General features: G+C 44.2%; 20 protein-coding genes. 1 reads left to right on the forward strand and 19 read right to left on the reverse strand.

All coding sequences use genetic code 11. The features are described 5' to 3' along the window. Positions 1-6 precede the first annotated feature (6 nt). The 15 genes from HW560_RS31900 to HW560_RS31970 all read right to left on the reverse strand — a co-directional run bounded on the left by HW560_RS31900 (position 7) and on the right by HW560_RS31970 (position 14,874). Positions 7-999, reverse strand: coding sequence for a polysaccharide pyruvyl transferase family protein (locus HW560_RS31900; RefSeq protein ID WP_179265556.1), 993 nt, complete (start codon positions 997-999; stop codon positions 7-9). Further along, the gene (locus HW560_RS31905; RefSeq protein ID WP_179265557.1) at positions 965-2,350 is read right to left on the reverse strand and encodes a lipopolysaccharide biosynthesis protein; all 1,386 of its coding nucleotides are present in this window, start codon (positions 2,348-2,350) and stop codon (positions 965-967) included. Before HW560_RS31905 ends, HW560_RS31900 begins: the two co-directional genes overlap by 35 nt. Beyond that, positions 2,350-3,246, reverse strand: a complete 897-nt coding sequence (locus HW560_RS31910) for a glycosyltransferase (protein ID WP_179265558.1) — start codon at positions 3,244-3,246, stop codon at positions 2,350-2,352. The genes HW560_RS31905 and HW560_RS31910 overlap by 1 nt, the downstream gene beginning before the upstream one ends. A 31-nt stretch (positions 3,247-3,277) precedes the next feature. Further along, complete coding sequence (locus HW560_RS31915) at positions 3,278-4,423, reverse strand: glycosyltransferase family 4 protein (protein ID WP_090894232.1); 1,146 nt, start codon at positions 4,421-4,423, stop codon at positions 3,278-3,280. A gap of 39 nt (positions 4,424-4,462) precedes the next feature. Next, positions 4,463-5,545, reverse strand: coding sequence for a glycosyltransferase family 4 protein (locus HW560_RS31920; RefSeq protein ID WP_090901916.1), 1,083 nt, complete (start codon positions 5,543-5,545; stop codon positions 4,463-4,465). Then, on the reverse strand, positions 5,538-6,692 hold the full coding sequence (locus HW560_RS31925; protein ID WP_257031548.1) for a glycosyltransferase: 1,155 nt from the start codon (positions 6,690-6,692) through the stop codon (positions 5,538-5,540). Before HW560_RS31925 ends, HW560_RS31920 begins: the two co-directional genes overlap by 8 nt. Before the next feature lie 5 nt (positions 6,693-6,697). Continuing rightward, positions 6,698-8,002, reverse strand: a complete 1,305-nt coding sequence (locus HW560_RS31930) for a hypothetical protein (protein WP_179265559.1) — start codon at positions 8,000-8,002, stop codon at positions 6,698-6,700. Position 8,003: 1 nt separating this feature from the next. Then, a complete protein-coding gene (locus HW560_RS31935; protein WP_179265560.1) occupies positions 8,004-9,197 on the reverse strand; it encodes a glycosyltransferase family 4 protein in 1,194 nt (397 codons plus the stop codon). A 24-nt stretch (positions 9,198-9,221) separates the two neighbouring features. Then, positions 9,222-10,184, reverse strand: coding sequence for an SDR family NAD(P)-dependent oxidoreductase (locus HW560_RS31940; RefSeq protein WP_179265561.1), 963 nt, complete (start codon positions 10,182-10,184; stop codon positions 9,222-9,224). A 33-nt stretch (positions 10,185-10,217) separates the two neighbouring features. Then, entirely contained in the window at positions 10,218-10,886 is a 669-nt protein-coding gene (locus tag HW560_RS31945) for a sugar transferase (RefSeq protein ID WP_218152266.1), read from the reverse strand. Beyond that, the gene (gene galU, locus HW560_RS31950) at positions 10,883-11,791 is read right to left on the reverse strand and encodes a UTP--glucose-1-phosphate uridylyltransferase GalU (protein WP_079695397.1); all 909 of its coding nucleotides are present in this window, start codon (positions 11,789-11,791) and stop codon (positions 10,883-10,885) included. The genes HW560_RS31945 and galU overlap by 4 nt, the downstream gene beginning before the upstream one ends. Before the next feature lie 259 nt (positions 11,792-12,050). Further along, positions 12,051-12,734, reverse strand: coding sequence for a CpsD/CapB family tyrosine-protein kinase (locus HW560_RS31955; protein ID WP_090894221.1), 684 nt, complete (start codon positions 12,732-12,734; stop codon positions 12,051-12,053). Then, entirely contained in the window at positions 12,715-13,467 is a 753-nt protein-coding gene (locus HW560_RS31960) for a YveK family protein (protein WP_090894219.1), read from the reverse strand. The genes HW560_RS31955 and HW560_RS31960 overlap by 20 nt, the downstream gene beginning before the upstream one ends. Before the next feature lie 59 nt (positions 13,468-13,526). Further along, positions 13,527-14,288: a tyrosine-protein phosphatase gene (locus HW560_RS31965; protein WP_179265562.1), complete on the reverse strand. Its 762-nt coding sequence runs from the start codon at positions 14,286-14,288 to the stop codon at positions 13,527-13,529. 151 nt (positions 14,289-14,439) lie between these two features. Continuing rightward, on the reverse strand, positions 14,440-14,874 hold the full coding sequence (locus tag HW560_RS31970; protein WP_090894216.1) for a hypothetical protein: 435 nt from the start codon (positions 14,872-14,874) through the stop codon (positions 14,440-14,442). A gap of 331 nt (positions 14,875-15,205) precedes the next feature. On the opposite strand from HW560_RS31970, the gene HW560_RS31975 reads away from it, so the two are divergent. After that, on the forward strand, positions 15,206-15,574 hold the full coding sequence (locus HW560_RS31975) for a helix-turn-helix domain-containing protein (RefSeq protein ID WP_024632898.1): 369 nt from the start codon (positions 15,206-15,208) through the stop codon (positions 15,572-15,574). 107 nt (positions 15,575-15,681) lie between these two features. Here HW560_RS31975 and HW560_RS31980 read toward each other — a convergent pair whose 3' ends face one another. The 4 genes from HW560_RS31980 to HW560_RS31995 all read right to left on the reverse strand — a co-directional run bounded on the left by HW560_RS31980 (position 15,682) and on the right by HW560_RS31995 (position 24,401). After that, positions 15,682-15,837, reverse strand: a complete 156-nt coding sequence (locus tag HW560_RS31980; protein WP_161634243.1) for a hypothetical protein — start codon at positions 15,835-15,837, stop codon at positions 15,682-15,684. Positions 15,838-16,058: 221 nt separating this feature from the next. Continuing rightward, on the reverse strand, positions 16,059-20,657 hold the full coding sequence (gene gltB, locus HW560_RS31985) for a glutamate synthase large subunit (protein ID WP_179265563.1): 4,599 nt from the start codon (positions 20,655-20,657) through the stop codon (positions 16,059-16,061). Positions 20,658-21,330: 673 nt separating this feature from the next. Beyond that, on the reverse strand, positions 21,331-23,613 hold the full coding sequence (locus tag HW560_RS31990; RefSeq protein ID WP_179265564.1) for a YhgE/Pip family protein: 2,283 nt from the start codon (positions 23,611-23,613) through the stop codon (positions 21,331-21,333). A 206-nt stretch (positions 23,614-23,819) separates the two neighbouring features. Further along, positions 23,820-24,401 (reverse strand): TetR/AcrR family transcriptional regulator, encoded by a 582-nt coding sequence (locus HW560_RS31995; protein WP_090894209.1) that lies wholly within the window; start codon positions 24,399-24,401, stop codon positions 23,820-23,822. Positions 24,402-24,654: the final 253 nt, after the last annotated feature.

Below are 24,654 nucleotides of genomic sequence, written 5' to 3' on the forward strand. Positions count from 1 at the left end.
GATTTTTTATACGGTTGCGGTTGTTTCCATATAGTTAGGCGCAAGTGGAGAACCGGCTTTTGAAGAGGAATCCATGTTTGCCGAGTTAACTTCATGAGTCCAGATGCTATAATATCCCGAGTTTTTCCCGTAGGAGTTATCAATCAGCACATTGGGTTTTGCCATAAGGCAAGATAAGATGTGTCCATGTAATCTGGAAGAATGAATCATGCGATAGTCTGCGAAACAACGAATAGCCTTGTTCACCAGATAATCACTATATTTCATCCATAAAAACTGTGAAATGGCTCGTGACGCCCGCTTTTTCAATCCTTTACTGATGTAATAAATAAATTTCTTTTCATATCTGTTATATAATGTTGGCCAATCCTGATTATCCCCTTGTACTTCTATCGGGGTTTGTTCTGAATTTTTTTCAATATCGGTTCTATAAAAATTGAGTCTCTCTTTGCTTGGATTAATCTTTACTTTTATTGGCCAAAGTTGATGCGCCATATCTGGAAGAAGAGCAACATGACAATTTATAAAATACGTAGATGCCAACTGATAAGATGACTCATCTCGCACATATAAATGGAGATTTGTATGTTTATTAAAAATTGCTGCTGTTTTAAGAATGTTGCTTTCCTCTTTATAGAAAATAGTCTGAGGCAAAATTACTATTTTGTGTCGAGGAAAATTCTGAACAACTGCTTCTCTCACCTTCTGATGAGCTTCATACAAATCCCCGAAATTACCTCCCCCACTAAGAACAATAATGTGGTCTTCTGGGATATGAATGTTTTCATGAAAATCATGCACACTGTATCTTGCAGAAACGTGAATATGGTTGCTCTTAAAAAAAGCCTCTGCTCCTTTCATAATTAATATATCGCCGCCGTTACTATATACCGGATAATCAATGTAATAAATTTTGGATTTAGGAGGTACGACCTCCAATATCGATTCAAGCCGCTTTTTTAACTCATCCATGGGATGAATCCTTTGAACGTTTGGCATCTTTTCCGGCTCCTTTAAGTATATTTTTCTCTCTCAATCTTTCCTTTAGAAACGTAATATCTTCCTTGTTGTACAACATCTTATGCATAGGCATTTTGAAAATAATGGATACAGATGCCAATGACATCAACATGCGAACAAAGGAACCGAGCAATAATGCCAACCCTATTCCGTATAAGCCCAGAAGTGGAGTGAGCACAAAAAATAAAGTAATGGTCACTGCCAATGCTACAATTTGCCGGAGTACAATTACACCAGGTCTGCCCAATGCATTGAATGCCGAAGCCAGAATCCAGGACCCTCCGCCAACAATGCATTCCAGAGATAACAAATAAAACACACCGCTAGCTTCAAGAAATTCCGGTCCGAACAGTATTCCAATAAAAAAACGACCAATCAGCATACTAGGTATGATGATGATCGTCATAAGAACCATACTAATGCGGAAGGCTCTGCCTACAAGAGTCAGCACCTTCTGCTGCTCCATGCCTGCGACCTTCGGAAAGATCACATTCGTTATGGCAGTCTGAACTACGTTAAACATTCGAGAGAGGGCAAAAACAACCGAATACAACCCAAAATCTTTGGGTGTAAGCAAAGCTAAAATAATAATTTTATCGAACTGGTTATACAAAGTACCAAGCAGTTCCACACCGTATACTCGAATGCCATAACTGAATAGGTGAACACAGGTTCTAAATTGGCCTGCCAGCTTGCTTACTGAACTGAATATTTGCTGACGCATGGCATACATGTAACAGATTAATACAAGTATATTCGCTGCAAAACTAACAATAATTGCTCTTTCCACCGTCAATATGCCTGTTATCCACAGGAACACCAGACCAACAAGATTAAATAAGGGAGCAAACAGCCTGGATAGATTATAAATATGGAATTTATCCGTTCCTTGGGCGGCGGCTGCAAGCACTCCCATAAACAGCATTACAGGAACCATGGATACGGTATACCAGCGAGCAATGGAAACGACCGATTCCGAATACCCGGAGAGCCAGAAAGAGATGCCAAACCAACTTACAATCCCAGCGATCAAGCTGATAGGAATTTGAACTGCAAAACTCATGCTGATGTATGTGGGTAATTGATTGATGTTCTTTTTCACATTGTAGATTAACGAGGTTGGCAGACCAAATGCAGCTAGACCAGATATAAAGGCGGGCCAGAACAATACAGCAGCAAGTTCACCTTTACCCGTTGCCCCGAACATTCGAGCTGTAATAATAGAAGTGAGCGTTGTCACAGCCATAATAAGAATATTGGCAACACTGGTCATAAAAATGGTCTGCACCATGCTATGCTGCCTTGGTTTTTTGGCAATTGCCATGTTCATCAGGTGTTCAGTCCTCTGCTGTTCCGGAAAGACCCTACGATCGTTCCGTTACGATAAGATATCTTTGCCATTTCACTCATGACCTTTTGGACATTATTAAATGAGATTAATATTAATAATGCCGCTTGAATAATCCTTACAGTATGCTTGAATATTCCCCATCCACTCTTCTTATAACGTGTTGCATCACTAATGCCTTGCCAATAAACTCTTCGCAGTAACCAACGTTTAGTTAACCTACTTTTTGCTATTTTGTGCTCTACAATAGCGTATGGACTGTAAAAAACTTTATACTCTTGACGAACTCGGCCAATTAGCTCACTTTCTTCACTTGACATTAAATTGCTACCTACACGTCCCAAATCTTCTCTAAATGGTTTAATCTGCTGAAAAATACTCATCCTGAAAGCTACATTAGCTCCAAAAGGAATAGAAGGTGCCTGCATTTCCACAATATCGCTCGAAAAATCCATCAGCGTATACAGACTAACGATATCATGTGGTATCCAATCAGGCTTCCCCCCCTCCCAGATAGGTACTATTTTTCCACCAACACAACCAATTTGGGAATCCATATCAAAAATTCTAACGACTTCTCTAATCCAGGTAGAACACGCTAGTGCGTCATCATCCAGGAATAAAATAAACTCCCCCTTCGCTTCCTGTATCGCTCTATTTCTTGCATAGGATAATCCTAATTGAGGCTCGAAAATATAGCGAACATGCGCTGGCATGTTAAGAGAGTCGAATAATTCTTTGGTATTATCAGTTGAATTATTATCAATAACCAGTATCTCGTAATCAGCACTACCCGTGTCCCCATTCAAAACACTTTCAACAGCCTGCATCGTGTCTATTGCTCTGTTGTGTGTACAAATGGATACTGAAGCCCTCATGATCTCACCCCAAATATAAAGTTTTATTTGTTCAGGCTAATTGCTTCAACAGCTGTCCGCGATGCGACCATAAGCAATGATTAGTGACCCAGTCATAACCGTTATTTCCCATCGTTCTGGCCAGTCCTTCATCTGTAATCAATTCTTCGATACGATTGGCGATTTCCTTTTCATCCAGAGGATTTACCAGATAACCGGTTATCTCGTCCTTTACTGCGTCAGGAATTCCACCACTATTGCCCGCAATCACAGGTAATCTGTAGTAATTAGCTTCAAGGAATACGATTCCGAAACCTTCTACATCACCTTTTTCCTTAATATCGCGGCTGGGCATGATGAATAAATCAGAACATTCATATAATTGATGCAGCTCATGGTCAGTAATGCCGCCTGTGAAAACAACTACAGAATCTAATCCGTACTGCCTCACCAAACGTTCCAGTTCCCCTCTGTGTGGACCCTCTCCACATATTAGATATTTCAGATTAGGAATCCGCTCGATCACATGACTAATCGCTTTAAGAGTAACATCATGTCCCTTGCGCTCCACCAAACGCGAGACGGTTATCATCACTTTGTTATCATGCAGATTATATTTATCCCGGATATCTTCATGAAGTCCAGAATTAGCGTTTAATTTGCTTACGTTTAATCCTGGTGGGATAATGACAATTTGCAGCTCTGGAATACCGAGCTCAACCAACTTTGACTTCGTATACTGGCTATTGGCAATCACCTTGTCAGACCGCCTCAAAATGAACAACAGGAGTGGGAATAACTTGCTCTTCACCATCCCCATAACATCCAGACCGTGAACATAAGGGAAATATTTCACTCCAAAAAATGTTTTCATCAACGGGCCAGCGATGCCTACTGGAAATATGTTAACAAAATGTATTTCGTCCGCCTTTTTGCGCCATTTCAGAATAATAAGCTGGAAGACTAGGATAAGCTGCGATACGATGAGCAGGAGCTTATTGGAATTCCAAAAGATTCGCTTCCGGATAATCTCGAAATCGGCCTTCTGGTCAAATTGTTCGGAGGCTGCAACATCCTTTATTTTATTCGTTAGAACCGTGGTCTCTTCTGCCGGAATCTGAGATATAAGTCCATAAGCATAATCATGAATCCCTCCTTTTTCCGGGGGGAAATCAATAGCAACAAAAACCTTATTCATACATTTTATCTCCCTTGAGAGGTCTTATGGAAAGAGTATCTACATCGTGTTCATAATGATGTTCACCGTGTCTTTAGCACATTTATTCCAGGAAAACAGACCCGAGTGATCTTTTCCTTTATAAGACATTTGCTTGCTTAATTCCGGATTGGATGTAATTTCAATCAATTGTGAAGCTGCTTCTTTCGGACTGTCCGGATTAAAATACAAAACAGCATCTCCACATACTTCTGGAATGGATGCACGAGAAGATACAATAACGGGGCAACCTGACGCCATTGCTTCCAAAGGCGGCAAGCCGAAGCCTTCATACAAGGAAGGAAATATAAACCCAGCCGCATCCTCGTAAAGCGCCTTTAATTCCTCATCTGTAACATAGCCCACCCAATTAACAGCATCGGATTTGGCCCATGTCTGTTCACCAAAAACTTTACTGTTTTTAGAACCAACAATAACAACGTTCAGATTGTGAGCTTCGATCTCAGGTAATACTTCAAAAATCAAGTTGAAGTTTTTATAGGGATTCATCGTACTCACAGCCAAGACATAAGGTGATTGAATACCATATTTTTCGATCGTTCCTGCAGCCGCCTTTTTTCGATGAATGTGATCAATACCCAGATGAGTGACCACGAGCTTGTGCTCCGCTATTTTACAGTGCTGCATCAGTTCTCCTTTGGAGAAGTGAGATACAGTAATAATCTTCTTGGATGTTTTCCCCAGTCGAACCATCAAAAATTTGTACCAGGCACGGAAAGCAAAAGAAAAAGCCTTCGGGTAATTGAAGACAGCAGCATCATGGATGGTTACAATCTGATTTTTGTTAAAAGCCGGACCCGTGTTACACAGGTTGATTAACAATCCTCCCTTGGCATAAAAGGGAAGTTCAAGTTGCTCCCAAAGATGTCCTTTCAACTTACCAACCGCTTTGTGGCGTATATGCTTGAATGCTGGTTCGTTAATTATATTGGAGGGAGATAATAAGCAAAATTCATAACGGTTTCCGTCAATTTCACCCCGATCAATCAATTGATCCATTTCTTTTACAAGCTCCAGTGCATATCGCTGAACTCCGGTTATGGTCTGGGTCAAAAAACGAGCATTAATATATATTTTAATCATGTGCATCTCCAGCTCTCTTCGAAAATTCTAAGCGACTCGTCACGGGTATTTCCTGAACAGAAGCTCCTGTAAACGCCTCATAATAGAGCCCCACAATTTCTTCGTTCATCCGAGAAGCGTTAAATTTATCCTTATAGATGGCATAACCTGCCTCACCCATTGCTACCAATTCAGCCTTATCTAGGTTCTTCAGGATGTTCAACAGTTCATGAGAATGTTCAATATCAAAAATATATCCACTTTCACCATGCTGAATGAGTTCCGGTAAAGCTCCGCGACTACTTCCGATAACGGGTTTCCGATTCTTCATAGCCTCGATAGCAACAAGTCCAAAACCTTCCCATCTGGATGGCATGATGACCGCATCACATTGCTGATAATATCGATCGATTTCCGCATTGTTCACCCAGCCAAGACGAATAATGTTTTCGGGAAATTCCCATACCTTGTCTTCAAGTACGGTGTCTCCGATAACATACAAGCGAATGTGCTGCTGCAATTCCGGATGTTTTTTAAACATATCCAGAACAATATCAAGCCCTTTTTGTCGGTCATACCTGCCCACGAATAACAACTGAATGATATCCGTCTCCTCTGAAGATTTGCTTAAGGGAATAAAGTCACTAGCTTCGCGTTCACGTATACCGTTATAGACAAGTTTGGACTTAGAAGCGGATAAACCCAAGCGTAAAGATTGTTCCAGTTCATACTTGGAAATATTAACAATGACATCCGTTTTATATTCCATAAGTTTTTCTATTAAAAAATAACCTTTTCTGTACAATGGTTTGGTGTCCATTAGAAAAGCCCAGCCATGGGAGCAATAAAAAACGCTGGCTTTCTGTGGAAAAATAAAAAATAAGCCCCTTGCGAGGATACCCGCAAATGAGCTATGAATATGAATAATATCTGGTTGAATAGACTTAATGGCTTGATGAATTTGTCTCATGGCTGCGAAAAAGTATTTGGGGTGACGTGTATACTTATAACGCAGAATATGATCTGGCTCCAAATCAAAATCAGAAGCCGAATTATAGTCACTCATCAGCAGATAAACATCGAAAAATTCACGTTGGTATCCAACAACTTCATTAAGATAGGTCGCCATTCCACCAACGACGTATTCGCCGATGTGTAAAATCCTCAATCTTCTCACCCCACTTTCTGTGATATTTCCCCTGAATTACGAGACCGAACAATAGCCATGCCAATGAGCATCCAGAAGAAAACGTTGGCAGGAAACAACTCAAGTACATTCGTTGTAAGACTTGCAGCTGCCACTCCCGCGCCAAGTGCAAGTGCCATCTGAGGCAGACGCAAAGGGCTCGAGTCAGTTGACGTATTCATTTTCTTGACAAGAGAGACAACAATCCACATAAATAAAACGACAAAATAAATGATTCCGATCCAACCTGTCTGCTCGTATAAGGAAAAATACTGATTGTCTACCGCAAAATTGCTAGAGTTCACACCGATCATATACGTTCTCCGGCTTGCCGCCCCTACCGAACCAATGCCATTGCCAATTACTCCATTCATCGTAAACGGAGAAGTAAGACTGTTCCCCCATGTCTGTAACCGATCCAATAAGGAAGAACTGGAAAGCAAATTTTTAGATTCAAGCATTCTGCTCCCGAAGAACACAGCTGCTGGGAGCAGCATGAAAGTAACGCCAATTAGCAGTGTGTTTTTTTTGCTATATTTTCGAATCTGGAGAAAGAACATAATGATTTGATATACAAACCATAGTAACAGTGCTGATCGAATGGTCGACAATAGCAAGAAGCTGATTGTCAGTAATTGAATGATTACTCGAAAAAAACGATGTTTCAATGCCATTTTAGTTCGTTCTGCAATCAAGCCTGTTATAAGCAAAGCATACGCATATCCGTCAGGTGAATAGGTTATAGATGACAGGCGAGGTACACCTTCTAAATAGTTTTTAATGTTCACTCCATAGATAAAACCAAGCGAAATCAACTTTTCAATCCCAAGTGAGTACTGAACCAGCCAACCAACAATTAATAAAATAAATATAATCAGGTTTGTTCTGGCAAACGCATAAATGCCTTGACATTGTGAGATGAGCATCCCGGTAAACATCATAATTAACGGTAAAAATGTGATTTTAATCCCGTATATAAGTGTTACAACACTCGCACCCAGTAACAGATTTAACGCACCTAGTGCAATAACTGAACCCAATATGAATAGAAAAGGCCTAATGAATAAAGTCTGGCTTCGGTATACTTTCCCTAAAGCAAAGATCGCGACCAACACCATGCCTACGTCCTTTAGTGAACGAATGATGATGTTATCGACATAAATAGAGACCAGACCATAGAAGGATAAATAGATCAGCAATATATGGACGGTTGTATTGAATAGTGAATACTGTGATTCTGGCTTCACATAAACATACGAATGGGGTCTGGCATTCAAGGAAGTAATTTGCATTTTACCCTCCACGCCTGATTAACTTATCGTATATATTGATATGTTCTTTAAGAAGATAGGCTTCATTAAAAGTCTGGCTATGCGCATAACACTGTTGTTTCAATTGAACCTTATCCTGTTCGGGTAAATGATAATATTGAAGAATTCCTTGAGCAATAGCCTCTGAATTGTAGGCAGGAAATGAAAATTTCCCCGGTTCAACCAGAATCTCTGGCATGCCTCCAACACGAGAAGCATACACAGGCGTGCCTACCTGATACGATTCGATCACAACTCTTCCAAAAGGTTCAGCCCAAGTGGAGGGAACAACGGTGAGATCCATCTCTTTCATCTGTAAGGCAATCTGAGATTTATCCAGTTTCCCTCTGAAAATAATGCGTGATTCGGACCCTGCTAACTGTTTCAAATGGTGCAGCAGTGGACCATCCCCAAAAATATGCAGGTTGCCCACAATATCCTGTCCAAGACTTTTTACCGCCTCAATTAGATATTGAACACCCTTTACTTCGGTTAATTGCCCAAAATAACCGATATTCAATGGCTGATGATGGTGAATCTCTTTCTGTGCATACAACTGCTGGACATTGTTGTTCTCCTCTACAATGTTATGAATGACATGTTTGGAGGATTGTTCGAAGAAACCAAGCGTTGTATGACTCCCAAGGATATGATTGGATATACCAATGACCGAAGATATCATTCGGCTGGATCTTCTTGATATTTGCCTATATAACCTGGAGTAGGCAGAAATTTTGATCGGGTCAATTAATGAAAAATCACGTAGGGTATGCACAACCGGAATATTCAACTCATGTGCAGCCTTCCAGATCGCCAGGCTCAGACCAGGGATATTCTGGGTATGAATAATAGCAGGTTGTATTCTGGTTAGAAATGCCTTGATGTATCGATATTGCCTGATATTAAAAATATCCTGGACTCTCCACATCATCTTATTGGCTGCGGACGTTTCTTGTACAGTATCTCCGATCCAGTACCGATTGTTATAAGGCAGCCGCGAGACTTCAACCCCGTTAATCATCTCTGTACGTATTTCCCTTTTCTCGTGCCCACCTACAGTAATGACTTTGACCTCATAATGACGATTCATCGTCTGCGCCAGAATTTGTGTTGATATCTCCGCGCCTCCAATAATATGGGGTGGATACAAGCTGTGAGCAATTAATACTTTTTCCATTCTTCTCAACTCACTTTATCAGCTTCATGAGGTTTCCTGCAGCATCGCCCGGTAATGATCGATCGTAAGTTTTAATCCTTCTTCCAAGCCAATCTCCGGTTCCCAATTTAAAATTTCTCGAGCCTTGTCAATGACCGGACGTCTAACCTTAGGGTCATCTTCTGGCAAAGGTAAAAAAACAAGATTGCTGTCTGATTGCGTAAGCTCTTTAACCAAACGAGCAACTTCAAGTACGCTATATTCTGTGGGATTACCAATGTTGATGATTTCCCCATTCGCTCTATCTACAGCCATCAGCTGCTGTAGTCCTCGAATGTTATCATCCACATAACAGAATGAGCGAGTCTGTGATCCGTCCCCGTATACTGTAATATCCTGTCCTGTCAGTGCCTGTGTTACAAAGTTGGAAATGACACGACCATCATCGTTTCGGAGTCCTGAGGAATACGTATTGAAAATACGCGCTACCTTCACGGGAACACTGTGTTTCGTGTAGTATTCATAACAAAACACTTCGCCCAAACGCTTGGCCTCATCATAACAGGCTCTTGGTCCCCAAGTGTTCACGTTACCTCGATAACTCTCAGGCTGTGGATGAACCTCGGGATCTCCATAAGCTTCGCTCGTACTCGAATACAGGAACTTGGCTCCTTTGGTACGGGCGAGCTCCAACAAATGATAGGTTCCTCGAGTGTTCACCCAGATCGTTCCGATCGAATCCGCCTGATAGAATTTGGGTGAAGCAGGTGAGGCCAGATGATAGACTTCATCTACTGGCTGATCTACCAGAAAATCCAGTGAGTCGGGCAGCGTTACATCAGCTTCAACGAAAAAAAAGAGGGGGCTGTTAGCCACCTCTTGCAGATTTTTAGAAACGCCTGTTGAAAGGTTATCTATTCCGGTAACCTGATGTCCCTGATCAATTAATGATTTGACTAGATGTGAGCCTAGGAAACCGGCCGCTCCCGTCACTACAACATGTTTCAATGCGATCACACTCCATATTATCTAATGAGTAGGTTAAAATGTATTACTTTTAATCATAACGCCAATGGTTTTAAAAATGATAATGATATCCATCTTTAAGGAAACGTTAGAGATGTAGTGAAAATCATATTGCAGATTGTGGTGAATCGGCTCTTTGCGAACATCACTTACTTGCCATAACCCAGTAATTCCTGGTTTCACCAGAAACCGTCTGCGCTCCAGATCCGTGTAGCTTTCTTCTACGATTCGCTTCATTTCAGGTCTGGGACCTATGAAGCTCATGTCACCCTTGATAATATTCAGCAATTGTGGCAGCTCATCCAGGCTCGTTTTACGAAGTAATCTACCCAGCCGTGTAATTCTCGGATCATCGCTTGTCGTTGGAGATACGCCATATTTGGGCGCATCTGTACGCATCGTTCTGAATTTATAAATACTAAATTTAACTCCGTTTTTCCCGTAACGTTCTTGTCTGAATATTACAGGTCCTTTGGAATCAAGCTTAATCATAAGCGCTGCAACAAGCATGACCGGTGATGTAATCAGCAACAGCACAGCCGCAATAATAAAATCAATAAACGGTTTTATTACGTCAGCATATCCGCCAACACGCTGGGAGTAAGGCTGTTCCAATACTGCCGAAGTGCCATCCTTGGCCAGGGCTTCTCCACTCCCAAAGTATTCCGGTCTTGAAAGTTTCACAGACTATCCCCTCCTGCTACAAGCATTTGGTTCAATTGTTCCTTCATCAGAATCTCTTCGATCGCCATTAGAACCGGCGCACGCAATTCTTTATTTTTGAGGGCAAAATCAAGTGTCGTCAGGATATAGCCCAGCTTCTCACCCACGTCAAACCGGGAGCCTTCAAAGTCATAAGCACTGATTCCTTCATCCCGATTCAGCATTTGCAGCGCATCCGTGAGCTGAATCTCACCACCCGCACCCACATTTTGTTCTTCCAGATACTCAAATACTTTCGGTGTCAAAATGTAACGGCCCATAATAGCCAAATTGGAAGGTGCTGTACCCAAAGGTGGCTTTTCAACCATGCTGTTCACAGAAGATAAACGTCCCTCTGTATGCAGGGGATCAATAATTCCATAGCGGTAAGTTTCACTTGGACTTACTGTTTTTACTCCGAGTACAGACTGGTTGACCTTCTCATATTGCTGAATGAGTTGCTTCGTGCACGGCACATCCGAAACCACAATATCATCGCCAAGTAATACAGCAAACGGTTCATTACCAATAAAATTTCGAGCACACCAGACTGCATGCCCGAGTCCCAGCGCTTCCTTCTGCCTTATGTAATGAATATCAACGTTGGAGGACTTCCGGACTTCTTCCAGTAAGCTGAGCTTTCCTTTTTCGAGCAAATTCTGCTCCAGTTCAAACGCGCTGTCAAAATGATCTTCAATCGCACGTTTTCCCTTGCCCGTTACAATAATAATGTCCTCAATCCCGGAAGCTACAGCTTCTTCAACGATGTATTGAATGGTCGGTTTATCCACAATAGGGAGCATTTCTTTAGGCATTGCCTTTGTAGCGGGTAAAAATCGGGTCCCCAAGCCTGCTGCGGGAATGATTGCTTTCCTCACTTTAGTCATAAATACCACCCTATCCATTATTATTTTTTTATGTTTAAAAGCATGAGTTGGATCATTTAAATCCATGAAACCATGAAATAAATTGATGCAATTCTTACTTTTAATTTCATAAAAGGGCATTAAACCCAACCTCACATCACACCCTTGACGATATACGTCTAAGGTACACTACCCACAGTGTGACCGAGTGCCTACCTTGATAAAGGTATAGTAGACATCACCTTGATGACATTATTTATGGATCAAATGTGTGCATTTGTTACACATTTTCCCCATAGTACGCATTCCGGCTCTTGGGCACCTGTACATTGTTCAAAACTGCTCCGAGGATACGTGCATTCACATGTTCAAGGTGGGCTTTTGCCTTTCTAACCAGATCCCTCTTCACCTTGCCTGCACTTACGACAAGAATGACCCCATCACACAATGAACTAATAATTAAAGCATCGGTAACTGCCAGAACAGGAGGTGTATCAAATAAAATCACATCGTATTCTTCCTTCAAATCCTGGAGCAAGGCCGTCATTTTACGAGATCCAATCATCTCTGAAGGATTAGGAGGTATAGGGCCGGAAGACAGAACATGCAGCCCTTCCACTCCGGTTTCCCGAAGTACTTCCGTAACTTTATATTGGCTGGATAATACACTCGTCAGCCCCACATGGTTAGGAACATTAAACATGCGATGCACCGCAGGTTTACGTAAGTCCGTATCCATAAGCAAAACCTTTTTTCCCTCTTGGGCATAGGTAACTGCCAAATTACCTATCGTTGTCGTTTTTCCTTCACCGGACAACGCCGAAGCAATCATGATCGTTTGAATCTGACTATCAATCGATGAGAATTGGATGTTGGTTCTCAACTTTCGATACGCCTCAGATGACGTAGACTTGGGATTAGCCATGGTTACAAGGCTCCCTTTATCATTGGTTAACCGTGGCATACTGGCCATCACCTACCTGTTTTTGAGATATGGTTGTCTGCTTGGAAAAACGGGCGTCTTCTTTTCGGATTCTGGAGATGACAGCTAGTGCAGGTATACCCAGTTCCTTCTCTAGTTCATCCTCTGTTTTCAAAGTATCGTCCAGGTATTCCAACAGGAATATAAACCCTATAGATAGTAGAAGTCCGACAAAGAAACTGATCAGGATGTTCATAACGGGATTTATATTGATAGGTCCAGAGGAGTCCGTAGGTTTGGCTTCACTCAGAATGGTTACATTATCCACTTTCATAATTAAGGGAATTTGGGATTTAAACACTTTGGCAACGGCATTTACCGTTTTTGCCGCTTTTTCAGAAGATAAACCGGTGGCGGTCAAACTCATAACCTGGGATTCATTCGCGGTGGTTACCCTTAGGCTTCGTCCCAATTCATTACCGTTCATGCCAAGATCGGGGTATGTAGCTGCTACTTTATCGAGGATTGCCGAAGATTTGATTATTTCAATATACGAATTAATCACTTTAATGTTGGTTTGAATTGAACTAATATCGAGGCTCGGTACACCTTGAGCATTATATGCCTGGTTCACGATTAATTTGGCATTCGCCTCGTAAATAGGTACAGTCAAAAAATAATTTTTAACACCTGCCCCAATACAAGCAACCGCAACGAAGGCAATGATGATCCAAAAACGTTTGCGTAAAATTTGCATATACTCTTTTAGCTCCATCTCGTATTCCTCCCATTTAAGTCAGCAAATTATGATGAAGATCGTTTCCTCTTAGCTGGTTACCAGAACAACAATCTACGCTTCATCATTACGGGTTCTTCCGGCTCTATGATTTGATAATTGTTCCATACCGAGCACGCATTATTTTGCAAAGTTTGAACTAGATGACTTCCAAATCGGCGTTCAAGCAGGTGATATGCGGCTTTCATTGAGAATGTTCTTTCTTCCATATTATGGGCGTCTGATGAAATGAAATGAAATCCGTTTTCTTTGCAAAAATGGAAACACCATTTCTGAACTTTTCTTCCGAAAAGCCCCAAGACCGATTGAGCCGTGATTTGACATAGAGCACCTTGCTCAACATATTCAACCAACAAATCGGGATTGTTCTGGATTGGACGATTTCGTTCGGGATGAGCAATAATAGGAATGATACCCGCCAACTTAAGTTCTTGGAGTATCCCGGGGAACTGCGAGGGGATATGACCAAAGGGCAATTCCAGCAACATGTATCGGCTCCCGGCGAGTGTGCAGCACTTTCCTGCATATAAGTCTCCAATCAGGTTGTCATGCACCCTGATCTCCTGTCCGGGACGGATCTCCAAGCGAATGTTGCGTTTGCGAAGTTCTGCATGTAGCAGGTCCACTGCCTGATTGACCACGTTGGGTTTATTGTTGTACTGCCCGTTCAGGTGATGCGGAGTAGCAATGATCGAGGTAATGCCTGAGGCTGCCGCTTTCTCAGCCATCGCAATGGACTGTTCCATATGGACAGGGCCATCATCCAGACCGGATAAAATGTGGCAGTGCATTTCAACCATATCCAAACTTCCTCAATGTATGATCCCCCTCGCCCCTTTATTCATTGCGCAAATGCTTTTGGTGTTAAAGAACTAATGCATAACGCTATGAAATATAGTAAAATGGCGTTAAGTACATGCTTGTTCAGAATATGTTTAGAATGTGTTCATTTCATATGGTAAAATCAATGTAATGATAGGTTTCCTGCAAGTTAGGTGGTTCCGATGCCTTCTCATACTGAAACCGGGAAACAGTCGGAAACTGAACTTCTCGAATCATTGTATTTAACTGTCCCGTTATATATAGTGTCTGCTCTTGCTGAATATGCAAGTTTGAATGATACAATGTGAGCTCACCGAAAGGCTGTTTCCATTGCAACTTTGCGTGGAGTCGCACACATACATGGCTATCTTCTACATCCAAACCAATCAGCATCTCTGGTGATATCGGCAAGTCCAGGTCGCTCAGGAAGGTGATCGCTCGTGTGTCCATACCAAGCAACAGAACGGGGCGTCTTTTGCGGTCCACCCATTTGCCATGAAACTCCTGAATGTACATATGGACATTTAATTTGAGATCCGCCCATTCCTGAATCATTGAATTCATGGCTTCATTCCTTTAGAATGGATTAGCTTGCAAGGTTGCCTATACTCCTTCTCACAGGTATATTGGCTAGGCAACGTGGTCATACTTAAAATATCCCAAATGATACATTTTGTAACTCCATACGTCCAATTTACGATACAATTTGTATCATGTCAAGCAGTATTTGGACATGGTTCTTTTGATTTACGACAATATGAGATGTCCTTAGACAGACCTATATACAACTAGGACTACTAAGGCGTTACGATGATGCAGGAAAGCTGCCCTGATCAAACATTTGGCTCAGGATTGTTTCAATATATATTTGATGGCGTTCAGGGGGAAATAGCATATGAGCTACGGAAATCGCATTGCTGAATTAAGGGAACAGCGGGGACTTACTCAAGAAGAACTTGCGAGCTCCATTCATATTACAAGAGCTGCTCTCTCCCACTACGAGAAGAACCGACGCAAACCGGATTTCGAAGTGTTAACGAGACTTGCTGACATCTTTGGCGTATCCATTGATTATCTCATTGGACGAACGAAACAAAGCGATGTCGTGATGGATGAGGACGTAAGGGAATTCGTGGACGCCCTTGAATTATCGGATAAGGAAGTGTTGGAGCGCTTCGGTCTGATGATTGATGGCAAACCCTTAACAGAAGAAGAGGCACGTCGTTTTATTGCTTTTGTCCGTATGGAACGCAGTATGGATTAAATCCGCAAAGAAGACCCAGCACCGAGGAATATCACGCTCCGGTTTCTGGGCTTTTTTATGTCTTGATTTGATTTCCCTCCATCTATTCGATGCTTGTCGATGTGTTGTCAAGCCCGCTTGTTGTTGTCGGAGGATACGAAATGGTTCCAACGCTCCGGGTCGATTCCGCATTGCAGTAAAACTTTCATGATGTCCATCTGGGTTGCTTCGACTGGTTTACCTTTCGGCTTACGATCGCCCCTGTTTGGATGCTTCATATTCATTCCGCTAACCTCTCTTATCTTTATACTTTCCCTGCACTCCAAAACTAGCCTTATTATACTTGAGAAAGTTCTTCAATGTTGTCGTCTCATGGCGATAGCGTTTTTTGTGCGGGTTCTAATTTTGTCGAAAACCAAATAGGAGCTCTACAGCGCCGCATTGGCCGCCGTAAAGCTCCTATTATTCTTAATACAACCGGTTCATGCAATCGAACAGGAATGGATTAACCGCCTGTACGTGCAAGTTCACGCATGTTGGCTTCAAAAGCAGCCAGCAAAGCGGCCTCTCCGGTGAGGCCTGTTGCCTGAATCCGTTCGATTTGCTCGGTCATTCGTTTGAAGTCCTTCGGAATAACCCGAACAAATTGATCTACAGATTGCTGCCAGTTATCCAGAATGCGCTGTCCAGCCGCACTGCCTGTATTCGCAACATGACGTTGAATCATGCCTCGCAGATCTGCACTCTCAGAAACATCTTCGATACGCTCCAAAAGTACCATTTCCAGATTACAACGTTGCAGGAATGTGCCTTTTGGATCATACACATAAGCGATACCGCCGGACATCCCGGCTGCAAAGTTACGACCTGTATCACCCAGAACGACGACACGTCCACCCGTCATGTACTCACAACCATGGTCACCTACACCTTCAACAACCACTTTGGCACCGGAGTTCCGTACAGCAAACCGCTCCCCGGCGATACCACGAATATAGGCTTCACCACTGGTTGCCCCATATAGAGCGGTGTTACCAATGATGATATTATCTTCGGCATCAAATGTGGCTTTTGGTGAAGGCATGACGATCAGTTTACCTCCGGACAATCCTTTACCTACATAGTCATTGGAGTCCCCTTCAACGGTCAATGTCATGCCTTTAGGTACAAAGGCCCCAAAGCTTTGTCCAGCAGAGCCGACAAATTTGAACTGAACCGTATCTTCAGGCAATCCTGCAATTCCATATTTGCGCGTAATTTCGCTGCCCAAAATGGTACCTACTGCACGGTTTACGTTGGTAATTGGAAGCACCGCTTCAACCGGTTGACCGGATTCGATCGCAGGTTGTGCCAATGGCAGCAGCTGCTGCATATCCAGCGTCTCTTCCAATTGGTGATTTTGATGCTGTGTACGGTAACGTGCAGAGCCTTCTGGCATTTCAGGCACATGCAACAATACGGACAGATCTACACCTTTTTTCTTCCAGTGGTCTACAGCCTCTACCGTTTCGAGGCAATCGGTACGCCCCACCATTTCCTGAATCGTACGGAAGCCAAGCTCAGCCATGATTTCGCGGACATCTTCAGCAACAAAACGCATGAAGTTGACGACATGAGCCGGATCTCCTGTATAATTTTTACGCAATTCAGGGTTTTGTGTTGCTACACCTACCGGACATGTATCCATCTGGCAGACACGCATCATGATACAGCCGAGTGCAACGAGTGGTGCTGTCGAGAATCCATACTCCTCAGCTCCCAGCAAAGCAGCGATAGCCAAGTCACGACCATTCAGCATTTTTCCGTCTGTTTCCAGAACAACACGGTCACGCAGATTGTTCAGCATCAACGTTTGATGTGTCTCTGCAAGACCCAACTCCCAAGGCATTCCCGCGTGGCGAATCGATCCTTGCGGAGATGCACCTGTACCACCGTCATAACCGCTGACGAGGATAATATCGGCACGACCTTTGGCTACGCCCGCCGCAATCGTTCCAACGCCGACTTCGGATACCAATTTAACGTTAATCTCTGCACGTGGATTGGCATTTTTCAAGTCATAGATCAACTCAGCCAGATCCTCAATCGAGTAGATATCATGATGCGGTGGCGGAGAGATCAGACCTACACCTGGTGTTGATCCACGAACCTCAGCAACCCAAGGGTATACCTTACGTCCAGGCAGCTGTCCGCCTTCACCCGGTTTTGCTCCCTGTGCCATCTTAATCTGAATCTCGTCGGCATTAACCAAATAGTTGGATGTTACACCAAACCGTCCAGAAGCCACCTGTTTGATCGCACTGCGACGAGAATCACCGTTGCTATCTTTAATGAAGCGAGCCGGATCTTCCCCGCCTTCACCAGTATTGGATTTACCACCAACACGGTTCATTGCAATGGCGAGATCTTCGTGTGCCTCTTTGCTGATTGAACCGAAGGACATTGCCCCTGTTTTGAAACGGCGCATAATGTCTTCCACGGATTCCACTTCTTCCAATGGAATCGCAGGACCGACCGGTTTCAGTTTCAGCATGGAGCGAATGGTCAGCAACTGATCATTTTCACCTTGCACGAGTTTGGAATACTTTTTATACAGTTTGTAATCGCCCGTACGTACTGCATGCTGCAGCGTATGGATCGTCTGTGGATTGAACAGATGCTCTTCTCCGTCGTTACGCCATTGGTATTCCCCGCCGGAATCCAGTACCTTGTCATTGCCATCTTTGTCCGTAAAGGCACGGTTGTGATGAGTCAATGCTTCGGCAGCCACTTCTTCCAGACCAATCCCGCCAATTCGGGAAGGCGTCCAGGTAAAGTAACGATCAACGAAATCTGATTTCAGACCCACCGCTTCAAAAATTTGAGCTCCGCGATAGGATTGAATCGTCGAGATTCCCATTTTGGACAATATTTTAATAACGCCTTTGGTAGCGGCTTTGATGTAGTTCTTCACGGCTTTCTCATGTGAGATGCCACGCAGCAGCCCTTGCTGAATCATGTCATCCAGCGTTTCAAACGCCAGATAAGGGTTCACGGCACTTACGCCGTAACCAAGCAGCAAAGCATAGTGATGAATATCACGCGGCTCTGCCGATTCCAGCAAAATGCTGACTTTGGTTCTGGTTCCTTTACGAATCAGATGGTGATGCAAACCTGCCACAGCCAGCAAAGCTGGAATAGCGGCATTCTCAGCGTCCACACCACGGTCAGATAGGATCAAAATGTTATGACCTTTGTCAATGACACGGTCCGCAGCTTCAAAGAGCAGTTCCATCGCTTTGCGAAGTCCTTCTGCGCCCTCTTTGGCAGTAAAGAAGATCGGAATTGTCATGGAACGGAAGCCCGGACGACGAACGTGGCGAATCTTCGCAAAATCCTCATTAGAAAGTACCGGTGTATCCAAACGAATCTGACGACAGCTCTCCGGTTCAGGATTCAGCAGGTTACGCTCAGGTCCGATCGTAGTTGCCGTAGACGTTACAATCTCTTCACGAATCGCATCGATCGGTGGATTGGTAACTTGTGCAAACATCTGCTTAAAATAGTTATACAGACGCTGCGGACGATCCGACAGAACCGCCAGCGGTGCATCATAGCCCATGGAGCCTGTAGCCTCCATACCTGTTGAAGCCATTGGCTCCAACACTTTGCGCAGTTCTTCAAATGTATATCCATAGGCCAGCTGAAGCTGGGTCACGTTATCATGTTTTGGATCAGGCAGTTCCGGTGCATCCGGCAGCTCATTCAGATCCATCAGATGCTCATCGAGCCACTCCTGATACGGATTCTCGGCCGCAATGAGAGCTTTCACTTCCTCATCCGCAATGATACGGCCTTGCTCTGTATCGACAAGCAGCATACGTCCAGGACGCAGACGATCTTTATATAGAATTTCTTCAGGAGCGATATCAAGTACCCCTACCTCGGAGGACAAAATAATACGGTCGTCTTTCGTTACATAGTAACGTGCAGGACGCAGACCATTACGGTCAAGAGTTGCACCAATCTGCAAACCGTCGGTAAAGGCCATTGCTGCCGGTCCGTCCCACGGTTCCATCATCGTGCTGTGATATTCATAGAATGCCTTTTTGGCAGGATCCATGCCCTCATCTGTACTCCAAGGCTCAGGTACCATCATCATGGCCACGTGTGGTAATGAACGTCCGCTCAAATACAGGAACTCCAGCGTGTTATCAAACATCGCTGTATCCGAACCATCCGGGTTGATAACCGGTTTTACTTTCGAGATGTCGTTACCGAACAATTCACTCTCAAACAGTGACTGCCGGGCATGCATCCAGTTCACGTTACCACGCATCGTATTGATCTCACCGTTGTGGATCATGAAGCGATACGGGTGAGCACGTTCCCAGCTTGGGAATGTATTCGTACTGAAACGGGAGTGAACAAGCGCAATCGCTGATTCCACGAGCTCTTCCTGTAGATCCAGATAGAACTGTCCCACCTGTTCCGTTGTCAGCATGCCTTTGTAGACGATTTTGCGGCAGGACAAGCTTGGCAGGTAGAATGAACCACCCTCTGCTTCCTCCGCCGAATACCGAATAGCCAGCTCCGCACGTCTGCGAATGACGTATAGCTTCCGTTCAAATCCTAATTCATCCTTAACTTCTGCCGATCTTCCAATGAACACCTGACGTACATAAGGCTTCGCTGCAAGCGCAGAACGTCCCAGCATCTCATCAAACGTAGGCACATCACGGAAACCAAGGAATGTCTGGCCTTCTTCTTCAATGATCTTCTTAAGGCTCTCTTCATGCGCGCTTCGAATGACAGGATCTTGTGAAAGGAACAACATCCCTACACCGTAGAAGCCCTGTTCAGGCAACGCAAAACCAAGACGGTCCGCTTCCTGAGCAAAATAGCGATGTGGAATCTGGATCAAGATACCGGCTCCGTCACCGGAATTCGGCTCACTGCCCTGTCCTCCGCGGTGTTCCATGTTACTGAGCATGGTTAGTGCCTGACTAACGATGTCGTGTGAAGGTACTCCTTTGATGTTGGCAACAAAACCCATTCCGCATGCGTCTTTTTCGAACTGTGGGTCGTACAGACCCTGTTTAGGAGGTAATCCGATGTGTCTCATGGAACGCAACCTTTCTATAATGAAGTATTTCGGAAAGATCAAGAACATAGGCAACAAGCAACAATGAAACGGGAGGAGCGGGCATTTTCAATATGAATAATCGCCGCTAGATGAACGAGGGCGACAGCAATAAATGCTGTCAATCTTACAAGTGCTGCTATTGCGGCAGAGGCCAACCATGAGATGAGCTGATCCAGATCGCCGGCAATCAGCTTGGTATAACAACACGCAACCGCTGGCACGGTCGCTGATATGGAGCGACGTTTTTTGATATAGTTCTATTATTTTAACACCGACCTAACATCAGCGCAATTTAAACTTTTTAATACCTCTGATAAGAAATGTTTTGCAGTACAGCTTTAGTGTACTGACGTTAAAATTCATCTCTTTTTCGAATAATTATACACACTTTATGTCAGAGTACAACTAATTTTAATTGCTGACAAAAGAAAATCATTCCATATGTGGCCTGCGTTTAACCATAGTTGAGCTAAATTCTTATACCTTGCTCCAGCGACTATCTTCATCCCTATGCATTTGTATACAAAAAGAGTCTGCAACCCATTTTCGGGTCGCAGACTCTTTGCACTATTTGACTACTATATTGCATAATTTTGATACTTGAGTTCAAAGTTTATTTTCACTATTCTGTCCGATTCCGGTTCAATTCGGCTTATGCCGTCACCACTTGACCGGATTCAGCCACTTCGACTTCTTTTTTGCGACGTCTGCCGTTCCAAAGGAAGAAAGCCAAGGTCAGCAGCACAGATATACCTGCATAGATTGACAGAATGCCGACCTGATGCCACATTACATCGAAATTGCCACTGGATACAACCGCTTTGAAGCCCATGATGCTGTGCGTCATTGGCAGCCAAGGGCTAAATGCCTGAAGCCATGACGGAATCAGCTCTACCGGGAAGGTTCCCGCACTTGCTGCAAGTTGGAAGACCAATAACAGGATGACAACATAACGTCCTGGCAAGTCAAGCCAAGTTACAAGAGCCTGAACAATAAACATAAAGGTTAGTCCCGTAAAGATCGTGAATAGATAGAACAGCGGTACGCTGTGTGTTTCCAGTCCAAGACCATACAGCATGAAGCTTGCCACGATTACGGATTGGATAATGCTCACAAAGCCGAATACGAGTGTACGGCTGACAAAACGATTCCAACCCGTTGCGCCCGGTACGGAAGTTTCCCGCATTTTCAAAACAATCGTTGAAATCAGTGATCCAACAAACAAACCGATGGACAGGAAGAACGGCGTCAACCCTGTACCGTAATTGCTTACGTTCTCTGTTGTGTTCTCGGCTGTATTCACCGGTTCAGCGAACATATTCACCACATCGTCCGTTTTCTTGACTTCTGACGTTTTCTGAGCTGCATCGTTCAGCTTGGTAGCCAGTTCGCTTGAGCCGTCTTTCAGCTCAGTTAAACCATCTGCCAGCTTGCCTGCACCGTCACCGAGTTGTTTGGAGCCGTCCGTTAGTGAACTCACGCCACCGCTCAGTTTACCTACACCCGTTTGCAGAGCTGTGGTTCCCGAACCCAATTGCTTGGCTCCATCTGCCAGCAATGTACCGCCATTTGCAGCCTCGCCCAGCTTGCCGCTAAACTGCTTCAGACCATCGGAGAGCTTCGCTCCGCCTTGGCTAAGCTGTCCAGCGCCCGCCAGCAATTGCTGCTGACCATCCACCAACTGTTTCGCACCTGCCAGAAGCTGCTCTTGGCCTCCATGCAGCTCGGACGCTCCCGCTGCAAGTTGCTGATTGCCCTGGTGTAATTGATCTGCACCCTGCGCAAGCTTCTGTTCGCTCTCATGCAGTTGCTTACTGCCTTCGGCAACTGCTGCACTGGCTGCCAGCAGCTTCTGTACGTCCTCACTGGCTGCCAGCTCAGGGTTGGATGCTGCAAGCTGCTTCAACCCGTCAGCAACGCCCTGAGCACCGTCAGCAACCTTGCTGCTGCCGTCTACTGCCGATTGCAGGCCAGTGGCCAAAGTGCCGCTGCCTTGCACTGCACTTTGCAGACCCTCGGACAGCTTCGCACTGCCCTGCTCAGACGATTGCAGACCTGCTTGCAGCTTGCCTGCTCCGTCTACGGAAGACTTCAGTCCAGTTTCCAGCTTGGCACTGCCGTCCTTCAACTGATCTGCACCGCTCTGAAGCTGGCTTGTTGCGGCTGTTTGAAGCTGCTGCAAACCGGATACCAGATTCGATGTACCACTTTCAAGTTTGGTAGCACCCGTGTGCAGTGCATTGACACCATCACTTAATGGAGACAAGCCATCCTGAAGTTCCAATGTACCGGACGCCAGCTTCGCCAGATTATCCTTGAGCTTCACCGCCCCGTCATCCAGCTTGCCTGCGCCCGTATTCAAGTCTCCTGCGCCATCGCCAGCTTCAGCCAATCCATCCGATACTTCGGAGAACTTGTCGAGCAGGGTCTCCGCATAGGATTCCGTCACTTTGGCCGAAACCTTAGCTTTCAGATCCTTAATGGCCGTCTTGCCAATCTGCGCACCAACAAAGCTGTAATTACCATTCGGTTCGTAGATCAGATCAGCCGGCTGTGGCTTATCATCAAGCAACGTGGTTGCCTGGGATGAAAAGTTTTCCGGGATCGTGATTTGCATATAATACTTGTCGTTTTCCATGCCTTCTTTGGCTTGGCTGGCACTGACAAAGTCCCATTTAAAATCTGCATTCTTCTTCAGTTCATCCACGAGGTCACTACCGACATGTAGTGATTTGCCTTCCAGCTCGGCACCTTTATCAAGGTTAACAACCGCGACCGGCATTTCATCGACATGACCATATGGGTCCCAGTAGGCCGCCAAATAGATACCACTATATAGAATCGGAATAAACAAAATTGCAATAACGGGGATCAACACCTTCGGGTTTCTCACGGCCGATCCCACATCCTTGAAAAACACGGATAAAGATTTCATGTCATTTTCTCCCCTTGTTCTCTCTGCTTTCCAAGCAGAATAACCATAATGAAATTAATTGATGTGTTCCGGAAAATTACCGAAACACGAAGTGACCACTTTCCTCAAACGGTCACTTTAGAGCAAAAAAACAAACCTGTCTCTCGACAAGCCTCACTGCCTGCAATACGCAAGACTAACCCATATTATAGTAGAATAAATTCGGGCTACGTTGCAGCAGCAATTCCTTCCATTAAGAAAAGGCGAAAGTAATTCTTGATTTCCTCTTTGCTCAGCGGCTCGTGTTGCTTGCTCCAATCTGAGGTGAGGGCGATGTACAAACGAATCATCATAAAGGCTACTACCTGTGGATCACAATCCCGAATCTCTCCGTTGTCTCTTGCCTTCTCAAGCTCCCGTGCCAGAAAATCGGAGATGACTTTCTCCACTTTCTCCAAACCTTCTTTAGCCTGAAGAGTTCCAAAATCCTTAAGCTCCTGGGACAATTTAACCAGCAAATCGTGATCACGGCGAAACTCCAGCAATGAATCAAGCACACGAAACAGATTATCAAAAAAAGCACTTTCCTGATGAACTTCACGATGAGCAATATTTTTCATTTCCTGGATGACTTCCACCAAAATCTGATCAAACAATTGTTCCTTATTCGTAAAGAACGTGTAGATCGTTCCCTTGCCAACATTCGCAATCTTCGCTACCTGATCCATCGTGGTTGCCTTGTATCCAAACATGGCAAAAGACTGCGCGGCTGCATGAATGACCTGCTGTCTCCTGTCAATCGGAGCCATCATATCCCTCCTCGTATTCGTTGATCGTCCTCTTTAAATGACCAAAAATACAATTCGGTCATTCGGTCAAAACCAAGATTACCACTCTCATCATCAGATTGCAACCCTAACATTAAAAATTTGTGTTAAATTTTTTTAACCGAAATGCAGTGGAAACTGCTTCTATCGTCGTCTATAGTGTATGATGACTCCAATAACACGGATAAAGACGAAGTTTCGATGTATCAGAACATTAACTATAGTGTAAATATGT

Origin of the sequence: Paenibacillus sp. E222 (genome assembly GCF_013401555.1) — a bacterium.
Classification (GTDB): Bacteria; Bacillota; Bacilli; order Paenibacillales; family Paenibacillaceae; genus Paenibacillus.

Excerpts from the sequence above, each read along its gene's own strand:
- HW560_RS31900 (WP_179265556.1), bottom strand. The coding sequence starts at position 999 with ATGCCAAACGTTCAAAGGATTCATCCCATGGATGAGTTAAAAAAGCGG.
- HW560_RS31905 (WP_179265557.1), bottom strand. The coding sequence starts at position 2,350 with ATGAACATGGCAATTGCCAAAAAACCAAGGCAGCATAGCATGGTGCAG.
- HW560_RS31910 (WP_179265558.1), bottom strand. The coding sequence starts at position 3,246 with ATGAGGGCTTCAGTATCCATTTGTACACACAACAGAGCAATAGACACG.
- HW560_RS31915 (WP_090894232.1), bottom strand. The coding sequence starts at position 4,423 with ATGAATAAGGTTTTTGTTGCTATTGATTTCCCCCCGGAAAAAGGAGGG.
- HW560_RS31920 (WP_090901916.1), bottom strand. The coding sequence starts at position 5,545 with ATGATTAAAATATATATTAATGCTCGTTTTTTGACCCAGACCATAACC.
- HW560_RS31930 (WP_179265559.1), bottom strand. The coding sequence starts at position 8,002 with ATGCAAATTACTTCCTTGAATGCCAGACCCCATTCGTATGTTTATGTG.
- HW560_RS31935 (WP_179265560.1), bottom strand. The coding sequence starts at position 9,197 with ATGGAAAAAGTATTAATTGCTCACAGCTTGTATCCACCCCATATTATT.
- galU (WP_079695397.1), bottom strand. The coding sequence starts at position 11,791 with ATGACTAAAGTGAGGAAAGCAATCATTCCCGCAGCAGGCTTGGGGACC.
- HW560_RS31955 (WP_090894221.1), bottom strand. The coding sequence starts at position 12,734 with ATGCCACGGTTAACCAATGATAAAGGGAGCCTTGTAACCATGGCTAAT.
- HW560_RS31960 (WP_090894219.1), bottom strand. The coding sequence starts at position 13,467 with ATGGAGCTAAAAGAGTATATGCAAATTTTACGCAAACGTTTTTGGATC.
- HW560_RS31965 (WP_179265562.1), bottom strand. The coding sequence starts at position 14,288 with ATGGTTGAAATGCACTGCCACATTTTATCCGGTCTGGATGATGGCCCT.
- HW560_RS31970 (WP_090894216.1), bottom strand. The coding sequence starts at position 14,874 with ATGAATTCAATGATTCAGGAATGGGCGGATCTCAAATTAAATGTCCAT.
- HW560_RS31975 (WP_024632898.1), top strand. The coding sequence starts at position 15,206 with ATGAGCTACGGAAATCGCATTGCTGAATTAAGGGAACAGCGGGGACTT.
- HW560_RS31980 (WP_161634243.1), bottom strand. The coding sequence starts at position 15,837 with ATGAATATGAAGCATCCAAACAGGGGCGATCGTAAGCCGAAAGGTAAA.
- gltB (WP_179265563.1), bottom strand. The coding sequence starts at position 20,657 with ATGAGACACATCGGATTACCTCCTAAACAGGGTCTGTACGACCCACAG.
- HW560_RS31990 (WP_179265564.1), bottom strand. The coding sequence starts at position 23,613 with ATGAAATCTTTATCCGTGTTTTTCAAGGATGTGGGATCGGCCGTGAGA.
- HW560_RS31995 (WP_090894209.1), bottom strand. The coding sequence starts at position 24,401 with ATGGCTCCGATTGACAGGAGACAGCAGGTCATTCATGCAGCCGCGCAG.